We start from the raw sequence: 12743 nt of genomic DNA on the forward strand, positions 1-12743 counted from the left end.
TATTATAAATGCATTTAAATAATTATACCAATGCTATTTCTTTATCATATCAATCAAAATTAATGATATAACCATACACTCGACTAGAAATTGGGCGTCCCTTCCCTCTCCCCTCCCCATAAGATGATACATACCTATCTGCTGTAGGGGGAGAGATCGGTGAAAAGTAAAAAATGGTCCCAATATACGCGGGTAAAGTACCCTGTGAGCAGCAGCAGTCTGCACCCATTCAATTTCTTCGTTCCCATTGTCGAGCGAGTTCAAGAGGGAGTAGTCTCCATCGTAACCGAGGATGCTCCCCATTCCAAAGACGTGGATTCGTTAATTCGCAGCCTCATTGATCATGAAGATAATTCTCCACCCATGGAACGAAGCTTTGGCTCCGGATTTCTTTTTCATCCGAAAGGGTATATCTTGACGAGCGAGCATGTCATCGGCAAATCCAAAAACATTTTCGTGAAGCTATATAACGGTAGAGTGTTTGAAGCCAAACGCATTATAGCTGATCGAGTCCGGGATTACGCCGTCATCAAAATTGATGCAGACTGCAAGCTATACCCGCTGCCACTAGGCAACTCCTCTCATACAAAAGTAGGAGAATGGGTCATTAGCGTCGGTTCTCCATCTGTATTCAAAGAGACAAAAAACGAGCCTGGTTCCGGGCCAAATACAGCGCAAATTGAACAGGACGGGCTATCGCCTTTTTGTATAGGGCCATGTCACCCATTTGGCGAAAAACCTCTCTCCCCGGCTTGGGGTTCACTTCGATTAACCACGCACGTCCGTCCACATCTACCCCAATGTCCAGCCCGAATTCCATCATACGACCGAAATAGTCCTCTAGCGTGTTTGCTACATCAAAAGCAAGTTGATAACATTCCTGTTTGATCAGCTCTCCACGCTCCTCGCCAAATCGCCTGGACATTAACCATTCAAAAGGAATCGCTTTGCCTCCTCCATGCAAATTGGAAGTAGCACTGCCCTTCTCCCCCATGCGTATTGCACACCCTGTCACCGTCCACTCCCCACGCTCGTCCTTTTGGATCAATAACCGTACATCGACGACATGCTTGCGTAGCAGTCCCAGGTCCAAGCCTTGCTGCACCAGGAAATTGCCATCACGAATGCGCTGCTCCTCTACCCACGTTTTGACCCATTTTTCCACACCTTCCACCGTATCAATTCGAGCTACATGATGCTTATGCTTTTTGTCACGTCCAGAGAGGCTATAATCCTTGCCGCTGCTCTTCACTCTGAGAATGCTTCTTCCTCCGGTGCCATTGCCTGGTTTGACATAGACGAGCCCATGGCGTGCGAGCATGTTTCGGACCTTGCCTTTTTCGTAAACATGCGTCTCCGGAATCCAGCGTTTGACGCGGTCATCAGAAGCGAGCAGATTCGTCACTCTCCATTTTTTACTGAACGGACTGTTTGCAAAGAAAAACAGATCGCTATTTCGCAGCCGGATATACTCCTTTACCCTGCGTCGGTACCGATCAATGACAACTTCTGGCCAAGGAAACGATTTACTCATCCAGCCCCCGTTCGGTTTGGGGATGAAGCCTTTGATCTTTCTGGCGGACACATTGACGTCCTGATGCGAAAACAGGTAGATTTCTGCGCCCAGCTTTTGCCCTGTTTGAACCAGCTTTCGCAAATAGGCTGGTTCCTCAAAGCGTAACCCCTCCCGCCAGGTTAAAATACCGATTACCCGTTTTGGAAGCATCGCAACACCCTCTTCGCTTCTTTTCTTTCGCGATTAGTGTATGTGTGGACTCCTAATAGGGAAACATTTGTCCATGAAAACGGGCTTGACCACTCAGGCATTGATAAAGTGTCATTCCAGTTTTTCGTTACTTACTTTTTTCAAGCTAATCTGTTAGAATAAAGGGCAACAATAATGCTGCTAGATAGAGGTGACGCCGATATGAGTCAAGATTTTTCTGGCGAACACATGTGTCCAAAATATGAATGCGCAATGAACGTCCTTGGAAAACGCTGGACCGGCCTGATTATTCATGTGTTGCTACGCGGGACTGTACGATTCAAAGATATCCGGGAAATGGTTCCTCATATGAGCGATAAAATGCTCTCGGAAAGACTGAAGGAGCTGGAAGAGTTCGAGATTTTGGAGCGCAAAGTGTACCCAGAGATCCCAGTTCGCATTGAATACGAATTGACCGATAAAGGAAAAGATCTGCGTCCTGTCATTGATTCCATTCACGAATGGGGCCAAAAATGGATGTAGCATAACCCCACTTGTCCAAGACGGATAAGCGGGGTTTTTTATTGTGGTCAGGCATAAGCTCCTCCCTTTTGCTGTACACTCTAGCAACCCAAGGTGAAGGGAGGACGGGGAATGCGAACGGCCGTCTATATACGTGTCAGTACAGAGGATCAGGCACGTGAAGGATTTTCGATCCCCGCTCAAAGGGAAAAGCTGCTCTCGTATGTTCACTCCCAAGGCTGGGAAGTCCAAGCAATCTACGCAGATGAAGGCGTCAGCGCCAAAGATACGAAGCGCCCCGCACTCGGTCAGCTCCTGCAGGATATCCGAATGGGTGAAATCGATGTCGTCCTCGTCTATCGACTCGATCGGCTTACTCGCTCTGTCCTTGATCTGTATCAGCTCCTCCAGGAGTTTGATCGACATGCGGTACATTTTAAAAGCTGCACCGAGGTATACGATACGACTACGGCAATCGGGCGACTATTTATAACCTTAGTGGCTGCCCTCGCCCAATGGGAAAGGGAAAACTTAGCAGAGCGGGTCAAGCTGGGGATGAGCCAAATGGCAAGAGAACGAAAACGACCAGGAGGACCTCCACCATTTGGATACAATCTGGTGCAAGGAACGCTGGTCGTGAATCAAAGGGAAGCAGCTGGCGTACGCAGCATGTTCGAGCGCTATGATCGAGGCGAATCTCCGCGCCAAATCGCTGAATGGGCAAATCATTCCGGATTGCGCGGGAAAAATGGCGCTTCCTGGAGTGCAAGTGCCGTGCTTCGTCTGTTAAAAAATCCAGTCTATCATGGCGCCTTGCGTTGGAATTACACCGACGCCGATCAACAACGCAATGCCCCCGAGGAATGGATAATCGAAGAGGCAACTCACCCGGCCATCATCGATCAATCCTGTTTCTCCCGAGTGCAAGAGCGGATGAGTGCTCGCGGAACAAGCCACCCCCGCGTTCTCAGCTCTCGCTACCTCTTTTCCGGATTGCTATACTGCTCTCGTTGCGGCTCCTCAATGCGCGGGAAAACAACCACCATCACAGGAAAAGGGGAAAAACGCTACACGCACCGCTACTACTTATGTAAAAACAAGCTGGCTGGTACGTGTGATGCTCCAGCCATACGTGAGGATCGCTTGGAAAAAGCCATTGTGCACGAGCTAATGCAGCATACACCAGAGTCAATCGCTGCGTTGCAGGAAGTCGTTCAGACTTTGTTTCAGACGAATTCCTGTTCCGCGAAAGAAACCGGGCAAGAGCTGGAAATTCGGAGGCAACGCTGGGAACAAGCTTATGAAGAGGGGTTCCTTTCGTTAGCTGACTTACGAGAGAAAATCAATACATTGGAGCGGGCTGCTAAAGAACGAGAACGCACTTACTCTGTTTTTTCAAGTGTAGAGCGGTTTGATCTAGATGCTCTTTCCAATTGGAACCTTATTTGGTCGTATGCAAATGAAAAAGAACGGCGCTTACTCGTGTGCATGCTCATCCAACGTGTTGACGTGGAAGCAACAGACGCTGCCTCTGGTCAAAAAAATCGAGAGGTGTGCCTGCGTCTGTTGTCTTTCCACTAAAACTTCCTCTGATTTTGTTTGTATGCTTACAGGTGGTTCCCCACTTGGTTTGGAAAATTCTGTGACAGCGGGAATCATTAGTGCTAAAAACCGCCGATTACAGGTTGCGAAACGAATGTACGAAGAAATTTTTCAGACGGATGCTGCGATTAACCCAGGAAATAGCGGAGGTCCACTCATTAATTTGAATGGGGAAGTCGTTGGTCTCAATGCATTCATCATTCAATCCAGCCAATGCTTAGGCTTCGCTATCGGGATTGACGCCCTCAAAATGCAACTGGAGCAGTACGTATTCAAGTGAGAAGCACACGCTTCAAACAAAAAAACCCCGTCTAGGAGGACGGGGAATGCTTCTCTAATGCAATAAGATATACATTTGGACCTTCTGTGTTGATTTGTTCTTCTGCCTGTTTTAATTGTTGCAGCTGAGCGGCCGTAAGCTGTGCGATAGGCAGTTCACCCAAACGATTCTGTTCCATGCGACATTCCTCCGTTGGTGTCAGACTCACGATCGTAGTCTGCCCGATCTGGAGGGTATGTATTTACGCAGTGAGGTCAAAAGCTTTGGCAATCGCAGAACACGAACGCTTGCAGAAAACGATGGGCAGCTCGCGATCTTTGGCTTGGCTTTTCACAGTTTTGGCCAAGTTGTGATTGACGAAATCAGTCAACACCAAAATCATGTGGATACCAGCTGGAATTTTCACCCCGGTTTGCGAGCTTTTCCGTCCAGTTACGTGATGAATATCCTTGAAGCCTTGCCCTTGCAGTAATTCGATAATATTACCCAGGCGATCTCCGCCTATTACTAAAATCGATGACATAACTTGTTACCTCCTTAAATTTAGGTGAATGTAAGATTTATGTTTTCTTCTCTGAATACTAATTGATAATGAATATCACTCTTATTGATAAATATTATCATTCCCATTTGTCTTTGACAATACTCTCCATGATAACTTTTTTGTCAAAAAACAAAACTAGAGACTAAGCCTGTAGGCAAAACCACGGCGCTCTAGTGTTCCCGCGCTCTTTTCCAAATTACACCGCATCATATCCTTCGCAGTCATAAGAAAATGTACATAGGTGTTGCCCGGGTGTTTTTTCCAACGGTATAATGAAAAAATAGATTGTGAATGAGGAGGTGGCGTAGGGTGCAAGAAATTACACAGCTGCACGCCATTTTTGATCGCACCAGAGGTTACATCAACAGCTTCATGGGCGTTATCCAGCCGATTATCGATGCGGCAACGGACGAGCACACTCGTCTTTATTACCATCACATTTTGGAAGAAGAAGAACAGCGCATGGGTCGCTTGCAGGAATTGGTTCCCTACCTGGAGAAGCTGTCAGCAGGAAAAAGCCTGGATCAGCTAAGTGATCGGGACCTCTCGCAAATGCTGTCCGATGTGAATCTGGAACGTTTTGGACTGCACAATTTCCGCGAGCATCTGGAGCTCTCTTTGTATGAATTCAAGGATGACGAAACACGTCAGCTCCTGGATGGCATGCGTGAAAAGACGCATACAGACTATTTGACAGTCAAAGAGATCATGGCGAACATGAGCCAACGATTCTCTGATGCGGCTCATCCTGATCTCACTGATCACGATGAGGGGCACGACATTCACCAAGTAGATCATTTGAAAGCCTCTGCTTCCGCTCCTCACGGTGTTGCTTCCGTGATCAAGCATTCCGCCCCTGCCGTTTCCGGTAAAAAAGGACTGACAGTTGGCAGCTTGAAAGGAATGTAAAGAATCGGAAATCCTGAAATGACATGGAGGTTACACTATGGACAAGCTTCGTAAATACCCAGACTCTCCCTTGACGACGGAAGAATGGAATCAACTGGACGCAACTGTCGTTGACATGGCTCGCCGTCAGCTGGTAGGACGTCGTTTTATCGATATTTATGGACCATTGGGTGAAGGTATCCAAACCATTACCAACGATGTATATGAGGAATCCCGTTTTGGTGGTCTCTCCCTGCGCGGAGAATCACTGGAAATGACACAGCCTAGCCGCCGTGTCAGCATGACGATTCCGATCCTGTACAAGGATTTCATGCTCTACTGGCGCGACGTTGCCCAAGCACGCACACTGGGCATGCCTTTGGACATGAGCGCGGCTGCCAACGCAGCTGCTGGTGGTGCACTGATGGAAGACGATCTGATCTTCAACGGTGCTGCGGAATTCGACCTTCCTGGTCTGATGAACGTAAAAGGACGCCTCACTCATCTAAAGAGCGATTGGATGGAATCTGGCAATGCGTTTGCCGACATCGTGGAAGCACGCAACAAGCTGTTGAAAATGGGCCATAGCGGTCCGTATGCACTGGTTGTTTCTCCTGAGCTCTACTCTCTCTTGCATCGCGTGCACAAAGGCACTAACGTGCTTGAGATCGAGCACGTTCGCAATCTCGTTACAGATGGTGTCTTCCAATCCCCTACCATTAAAGGCCGTTCCGGCGTATTGGTAGCAACTGGCCGCCACAATCTCGACCTGGCGATTGCAGAAGACTTCGACTCCGCATTCCTCGGAGACGAACAAATGAACAGCCTGTTCCGTGTCTATGAGTGTGTTGTATTGCGCATCAAGCGCCCAAGCGCCATTTGCACCTTGGAAGAAACAGAAGAATAGAAAGCCCTTTGACACACCCAGTGACGATTCTTGTCGTGGGTGTGTTTTTTCATGCTTGAAATATGTAACAGATCACTTATAATAAGAACGTACGTTCCAAACTTTCCAAACAGTCTGACATAAATGTCGTGGGGGGTTTTTTATGAGATGCGAGGTTAATGGCGTCAACCTTTATTATGAAGAGATCGGAAGCGGTTTTCCTGTCGTGATGATTCACGGCTTTTCACTTGATCACCGCTGCATGACTGGTTGTCTGGAACCGATTTTTGAGAAACGGCCGGGGTATCGACGACTTTACATAGACCTTCCAGGAATGGGACAAACGGAAAAATACGAACATATCCACACCACGGACGATATTCTGGAGGTTGTACTCGCGTTCATCGATCAACTCATTCCAGGTGAACCCTTTTTCATTGCAGGTGAATCATACGGCGGATATCTCACACGAGCAGTTATTGAGAAGCGCCGCGAGCAAGTAAAGGGTGCCCTTTTCATCTGCCCAAATGTCATTCCTGACAAAGAAAAACGCACACTGCCGGATAAACCCGTCCTAGTAGAGGAGCCTTCCCTCTGGGAGCAGTTGAGTGAGACGGAACGAGTGGAGTTTGAGTCGATGGCGGTAGTCGCTACCGATTATACGTGGAATCGCTATAAAAAAGAGATTATCGACGGCTACATGCTTTCTGACCCTGCTTTTCTTATGAAAATTAGACAAGCCTATGGCGTCTCCTTCCCATTAGATACGGCCCCCTTCCCCCATCCGAGTCTATTTATTGTGGGGAAACAAGACCAGTCTGTCGGTTATCGCGATATTTGGGATATCATCGAAGCCTATCCCCGCTCTTCTTTTGCCGCTCTCGATTGTGCCGGTCACAATTTGCAGATCGAGCAGCCGCACCTGTTTACAGAGCTTGTAAATGAATGGCTGGATCGGGCACAAAGAGAGCTATCCCAGTAAACATGCATAAAAAAGACAACCAGCCCCTTGAGAATGGTTGTCTTTTTACTTCCATTAAACATTTGTCACCAATGATTCGCTGTAGGCGTGGAATGCCTTGCCCAATCGTGAAATCGCAAGCTCCGTGTCTTCCCGGTTCAACAGCGTATAGTTCAAGCGCATCGTATTGAGATGCGGCTCGGCTGCATAAAATGGCTTCCCTGGCACGAATGCCACGCCTTCCTTTACGGATTGGGCCAGCAGCTTCTCTGCATCGAAGTGCTCAGGCAGATTCACCCAGAGGAACATCCCGCCTCTTGGTTTTTCCCACTGTACGCCCTCCCAGTTTTGCGCAACCAAGAGCTCATGCATCCATTCCATGCGCGCCTTGTAGGACTCGCGGATTTTCTCAATGTGACGCTCCAGATCAAAGCGGGACAACAGCTCATACAGGGCGTACTGGTCGATTGTGCTCGACTGCAAATCAACTGCTTGCTTCGCCTTCACCATCATTTGAATTACGCGTGTATCTCCAATGGCCCATCCGGTACGCAAGCCTGGTGCGACAATCTTGGAGAAGGTACTGGTGTACACCACACAGCAATCGGTTGGATGCTCATCCAGTGAGAAAATGGAACGGTACGGAGCTTCCCCATCGAATTGGATCTCTCCATATGGATCGTCTTCCAGGATGAGGATGTTTTGCGCCTTGCATTGACGAAGCAAGCCGAGACGGCGCTCGAGGCTCCATACCTTTCCTGTCGGATTGGCAAAGGTAGGAATGACGTATACCATTTTCGGGCGATACTGGGCAATTTTTTTCGCCAGATCGTCCAAATCCATCCCGTTGGCATCACCGTCTACCGGAATCGCTTTGATTCCCCGGAATTGGAACAATTGAACCGCTGCCAAATAAGTAGGGTTTTCGACGAGAACGACATCGCCTTCGTCTAAATATACACGGCACAACAAGTCAACTGCTTGCTGAGAGCCCGTAGTGATGATCATATTATCTGCACCGACGTTCATCTGCTTTTGCTTCATGCGGGATGCAATCCACTCACGAAGCGGCAGGTATCCATCAGTCAATCCGTACTGAAGAGCTTTTGCTCCTTTTTCAAATGCGCGGTTAAACGCCTCGCGCATCTCTGCGATAGGAAAAGAATCCTCTGCTGGCAGTCCACCTGCGAGCGAGAGCACTTGATTGCCTTGGGTCAGCTTCAAGATTTCCCGGACTGCCGAGGAGGATAGTGCTTCGACAGATTTTGAAAATGAGTACTCCATGTTCCGTTCCCCCTTGATTTTGCTTATCCTTGTTTTATCACTGTCAACAGCGTAAGTCCAATCTTTGCTAGCTATGAGCAGATAGGTTTTGACTATGTCGAGCGGTTGTTCAACCATTAGTCTTCACACACTGCATGCAAAAAACCCCTCTTCGAATGAAACGAAAAGGGGTCCATATGTATGGGCTATATTTTCCTAAGCAATACGGAACACACGTGGTTTCTCTGTTTGTGGAAGGAAAGAGAGGTCGACATGATTGGACGCTTCTTCCATACCGATATCGCTTGCCAACAGCAATGCCTCTTCCTGGAAGGTCGGCGTACAGCTGCCTTCATTCAGTTCACAGAGTCGCTTCAATCGTTTCAGTCTCTCTGCTGACTTCTCTACTCTCATGCATTCGTTCGTCAGCTCACATACGTTGACGTGACGAGCATCAGCGATCATGCTGATATCGTTCACATGGACAATCAGCCTTTTGCCTTCTTCCGTAACAAATCCGATCGAGCAAAAATGCGCACCTGACATTTCCAAACGAGTGAGAACAGCATTGGCGTAAACTTCTCCCGTCCGCAAGCGAATCTGGCCTGCTTCAATGGCTCCGCCGATTTTTCGCTCGTTGGCGATCACCGTATACATATCCGTGTAACCGTTAATCTGATAGCGCATGGTACCCTCCCGCTCTCGCTGAGACTAATTATCATTAACAACAATGACATCGTATAATGAAAATCATTATCTGTCAATAATGAGAATGATTTTTATTCTAGAAGAAAAAAGCCACACTCCATCTATACGGTAGTGTGGCCAATTTGCCTCGCTTTTATTTTGTTTTCGTAAATAACCCTAACCGCTCAATCCGCTGGACCGCTTCCGCGAGACGCTCTTCATTGGATAACAAAGCCGCTCTCACATAACCCTCACCTGTCGGGCCAAAACCATTTCCTGGCGCTACGACGACATGCGCTTTTTCCAAAAGCAGGTCAGAGAACTCCACAGATGTGAAGCCGTTTGGAACAGGAAGCCAAGCAAAAAACGAACCTTGAGATGGCGGAGCCTGCCAGCCAATCCGATGCAGATTGGAGTACAGGGCATTGCGGCGGCTTTCGTAGACAGCGACGAGATCGCGGACGCACTGCTGCGAATCCGTCATCGCTTTGGCTGCCGCCATCTGTACTGCACCGAACAGACTGACGAAGTAATGGTCCTGAATGAGGTTAATCAGACGAACCAGCTCGCGATTACCTACCATGGCACCTACACGCCAGCCTGCCATGTTGTACGTTTTGGACAAGGTATAAAATTCTACGCCCACTTCTTTTGCACCCGGAACCTGCATGAAGCTGACTGGCTTTTTCCCGTCATAGCTGATTGCTCCGTAGGCGAAGTCGTGGCAGACGACGATTTCATGTTTTCGGGCAAAACGAATGGTTTCCTCATAAAACTCAAGTGGTGCGTTGACTGCTGTCGGATTGTTCGGATAGTTGAGAAACATCAGTTTCGCTCGATCCAAATCGGCTTGGGATAGCTGGCTGTAGTCTGGCAAGAAGTCATTTTCCGCCTTCAACGGCATCATAACCATCCGTCCGTCTACGACTGCAACCCCCGACCAATAATCCGGATAGCCTGGGTCTGGAACCAGTGCAACATCGCCTGCGCTCATGAGTACTTGGCAAATCTCTACGAGTCCGGTTTTACTGCCGAACAAAATCGCTACTTCTTCCTCCGGATCGAGGTCCACATCAAATTCTTGCTTATACCAATGAGCTACTGCCTGCTTCAGTTCCACGCGTCCCTGAAAAGGCGGATATTTGTGATGGAGTGGTTGTGCCGCTTGCGCCTGTAATTCTTCAATAATGTGCGGCGGTGTTGGCAAATCAGGATTGCCCTGCCCCAGGTTAATGACGTCATGGCCTTGCGCAATGACCTTGTTTACTTTTGCCACCAGGGTCGCAAAAAATTGGGTAGGGAGTCGATCAATCATATCGGCGGGTTGAATGCGCATCTTTCTTCCATTCCTTTCTTGGGCCAATACAGTAAAACCCCCTTTTTCCATACAGAAAAAGGGGGAGATCAGCTTGGTCACGTCCTTATCTGTCAGGAAAAAATCCTGCTGGAATTGGCACAGCATCTGTCCATCACATGGAACAGATCCGCTGCCGGGCTTCATAGGGCCAGTCCCTCCACCTCTCTGAATAAGTCAAACACACGGAATATACTGTTTTTTCGTCTATACCATACTACTTGAGCACGCAAATCGTGTCAAGATGCTTGATTCTGTACCGGCACGTGATGCCTTCTTTTGTGAAAAGAGGTGTGGAAGGCAAAGAATGCGACAGACAACAGACACAATCCTGCCATCACAAGCAATAGTCCCTGCGCGTGAATCGATTGGAAGATGAAGGCCCCGAGTAGTGGCCCGAGCATCCGCCCAGCTGATCCAGTCCCTGCAATCAGCCCTTGAATAAAGCCTTCTCGTCCCGCTGGCGTAAACTGTGCAGCTACTGCCGGCACCGCTGGCCACACGAGCATTTCGCCCAGCGTCATGATGAACATCCCCGCCACAAAACCTGCATAAACGGTTGACTGAGACAAAATCAACATCGACAAGGCAAAAATATAAGCGCCCAAGAGCATTTGTGATTTTAGCGTACGGGCAAAGCGTCGAATGACCCACGCAATCAATGGCTGACCAAACAGGATCAAGCCGCCGTTCAGCGTCCACAACAGACTGTATTGACGGAGGGAAATGCCCAAGGATTGCATATAGGTCGACAGCACCGTTGTCCATTGTACATAGACAATCCAGCTAATTAATAGCCCCCCGCATAATAGCAGCAAGGCCCCCCATACCACCTTTGGCTCTTGCTGTGGTTGTCGCAGCACATCCTCAGTTGCTTGCTCAGGCATGCTTTGTCCAGCCGTCGAGTTTTGGCGTTGTTGTTCCACCATTTTTAACTGACGCGGCAAAATGAGTAGGAACATGGCGAGGACGATTACTTGTGAGATGGCATTGCCGAAAAACGTCCAGGCAAATGACACACTGGCTAAAAAGCCGCCCAACGCAGAACCGGCAGCTACCCCCACATTGAGAGTGACATAAATCAGATTGATTCCTTTACGTCCTCCGTCCGGCCACAAAACGACGGCCAATGCATTCATCACAGGAGAAAGTAATCCATAAAACAATCCATTCAACAGAAGCAACACAACATAAATCGTAAAATCCTGCGTAGCACCTAATCCGAGCGAAATCAGGATAACACCGATGGAACCGACAATGATGGTGCGCATTTTGCCCCAGCGGTCAAACAGCATCCCGCCGACAATACTTCCGATCAAGAATGCGCCTTGATTTAAAAGCAACAAGAAGCCGGCTACAGTCAGCGGCTTTCCGAGATGGTTATGAATATAAATCGTGACCAGCGGCCAAATACATGCCATTCCGGTAGAAAAAATGACGGCAGCAATCGCCAATAAACGAATGCTGCTCGGATAAGATTCCCACTTTTGCCTCATGGCTTACTTCTCTCCCCGATGGAAATCGCCGCTTTTTCCGCCTGTTTTGGATTGCAGACTGGTCGGACCGATAATCATTTCTTTATCCATGGCTTTGCACATGTCATACACCGTCAAAGCCGCTACGCTTACAGCGGTCAAAGCCTCCATCTCGACGCCTGTTTTCCCTGTCGTCTTCACGGTTCCTGTAATCGCAAGCGTCGTTTCGTCTACAAAAGCAAACTGTATGTCGATGCCAGTCAATGGCAGCGGATGACACATCGGGATGATTTCCCACGTTTTTTTGGCAGCCATGACACCTGCTACCTGCGCAACTGCGAGTACATCGCCCTTTTCGATTCGACCTTCGCGGATTCGGGCGAGGGTTTCGGGTTTCATGATGATTTGGCTCTCAGCTACAGCCACCCGTTTTGTGACGTCCTTTTCGGACACGTCTACCATCCGCGCTCGATTTTGTTCATTAAAATGTGTTAATTGATCAGTCATACGAGTATCGTTCCTCCTCTATCTCCTCCTACCTTACTCCCGCCGCTGGATAAAAGCAATGGGAATGTA

14 protein-coding genes, 1 pseudogene and 1 riboswitch are annotated in these 12743 nt (G+C 48.5%); of the genes and pseudogenes, 7 read left to right on the plus strand and 8 right to left on the minus strand.

Annotated features, from left to right (window positions below):
• Positions 1–363 precede the first annotated feature (363 nt).
• Positions 364–615: pseudogene (locus tag HPY31_RS28845) on the plus strand (S1C family serine protease); the annotation flags it as partial.
• A gap of 16 nt (positions 616–631) precedes the next feature.
• Here the strand turns inward: HPY31_RS28845 and HPY31_RS15475 are convergent.
• Positions 632–1726 carry a YheC/YheD family endospore coat-associated protein gene (locus HPY31_RS15475; RefSeq protein WP_172141440.1) on the minus strand — a complete coding sequence of 365 codons (1095 nt, stop codon included), beginning with the start codon at positions 1724–1726 and terminating at the stop codon, positions 632–634.
• A 201-nt stretch (positions 1727–1927) separates the two neighbouring features.
• Between HPY31_RS15475 and HPY31_RS15480 the strand changes: the two genes are divergently transcribed.
• The 3 genes from HPY31_RS15480 (at position 1928) to HPY31_RS15490 (ending at position 4109) form a co-directional block, all read left to right on the plus strand.
• Positions 1928–2248, plus strand: coding sequence for a winged helix-turn-helix transcriptional regulator (locus HPY31_RS15480; RefSeq protein ID WP_172141441.1), 321 nt, complete (start codon positions 1928–1930; stop codon positions 2246–2248).
• Positions 2249–2359: 111 nt separating this feature from the next.
• Positions 2360–3808 carry a recombinase family protein gene (locus tag HPY31_RS15485; protein ID WP_172141442.1) on the plus strand — a complete coding sequence of 483 codons (1449 nt, stop codon included), beginning with the start codon at positions 2360–2362 and terminating at the stop codon, positions 3806–3808.
• 22 nt (positions 3809–3830) lie between these two features.
• Complete coding sequence (locus HPY31_RS15490) at positions 3831–4109, plus strand: S1C family serine protease (protein ID WP_015892423.1); 279 nt, start codon at positions 3831–3833, stop codon at positions 4107–4109.
• Positions 4110–4140: 31 nt separating this feature from the next.
• Here HPY31_RS15490 and HPY31_RS15495 read toward each other — a convergent pair whose 3' ends face one another.
• Positions 4141–4287 (minus strand): hypothetical protein, encoded by a 147-nt coding sequence (locus tag HPY31_RS15495; protein ID WP_015892424.1) that lies wholly within the window; start codon positions 4285–4287, stop codon positions 4141–4143.
• 63 nt (positions 4288–4350) lie between these two features.
• On the minus strand, positions 4351–4632 hold the full coding sequence (locus tag HPY31_RS15500; protein WP_015892425.1) for a DUF2325 domain-containing protein: 282 nt from the start codon (positions 4630–4632) through the stop codon (positions 4351–4353).
• A gap of 330 nt (positions 4633–4962) precedes the next feature.
• Between HPY31_RS15500 and HPY31_RS15505 the strand changes: the two genes are divergently transcribed.
• From HPY31_RS15505 to HPY31_RS15515, 3 genes are all read left to right on the plus strand, one after another.
• Complete coding sequence (locus tag HPY31_RS15505; RefSeq protein ID WP_016742089.1) at positions 4963–5562, plus strand: IMEF encapsulin system ferritin-like cargo protein; 600 nt, start codon at positions 4963–4965, stop codon at positions 5560–5562.
• A 37-nt stretch (positions 5563–5599) separates the two neighbouring features.
• Positions 5600–6448: a family 1 encapsulin nanocompartment shell protein gene (locus HPY31_RS15510; RefSeq protein WP_007721249.1), complete on the plus strand. Its 849-nt coding sequence runs from the start codon at positions 5600–5602 to the stop codon at positions 6446–6448.
• A gap of 142 nt (positions 6449–6590) precedes the next feature.
• Positions 6591–7409: an alpha/beta fold hydrolase gene (locus HPY31_RS15515; protein ID WP_172141443.1), complete on the plus strand. Its 819-nt coding sequence runs from the start codon at positions 6591–6593 to the stop codon at positions 7407–7409.
• Positions 7410–7463: 54 nt separating this feature from the next.
• Here the strand turns inward: HPY31_RS15515 and HPY31_RS15520 are convergent, their stop codons facing one another.
• The 5 genes from HPY31_RS15520 to moaC form a co-directional block, all read right to left on the minus strand.
• Positions 7464–8672 (minus strand): aminotransferase-like domain-containing protein, encoded by a 1209-nt coding sequence (locus HPY31_RS15520; protein WP_172141444.1) that lies wholly within the window; start codon positions 8670–8672, stop codon positions 7464–7466.
• A 195-nt stretch (positions 8673–8867) separates the two neighbouring features.
• Complete coding sequence (locus HPY31_RS15525; protein WP_016742085.1) at positions 8868–9338, minus strand: hypothetical protein; 471 nt, start codon at positions 9336–9338, stop codon at positions 8868–8870.
• Positions 9339–9492: 154 nt separating this feature from the next.
• Positions 9493–10674 (minus strand): pyridoxal phosphate-dependent aminotransferase, encoded by a 1182-nt coding sequence (locus HPY31_RS15530; RefSeq protein WP_172141445.1) that lies wholly within the window; start codon positions 10672–10674, stop codon positions 9493–9495.
• Between the two features lie 82 nt (positions 10675–10756).
• Positions 10757–10871: riboswitch (SAM riboswitch) on the minus strand.
• 60 nt (positions 10872–10931) lie between these two features.
• Entirely contained in the window at positions 10932–12188 is a 1257-nt protein-coding gene (locus HPY31_RS15535) for an MFS transporter (RefSeq protein WP_172141446.1), read from the minus strand.
• A gap of 3 nt (positions 12189–12191) precedes the next feature.
• The gene (gene moaC, locus HPY31_RS15540) at positions 12192–12674 is read right to left on the minus strand and encodes a cyclic pyranopterin monophosphate synthase MoaC (protein WP_172141447.1); all 483 of its coding nucleotides are present in this window, start codon (positions 12672–12674) and stop codon (positions 12192–12194) included.
• Positions 12675–12743 lie beyond the last annotated feature (69 nt).

Origin of the sequence: Brevibacillus sp. HB1.3, assembly GCF_013186635.1 — a bacterium.
GTDB classification, from domain to species: domain Bacteria; phylum Bacillota; class Bacilli; order Brevibacillales; family Brevibacillaceae; genus Brevibacillus; species Brevibacillus brevis_D.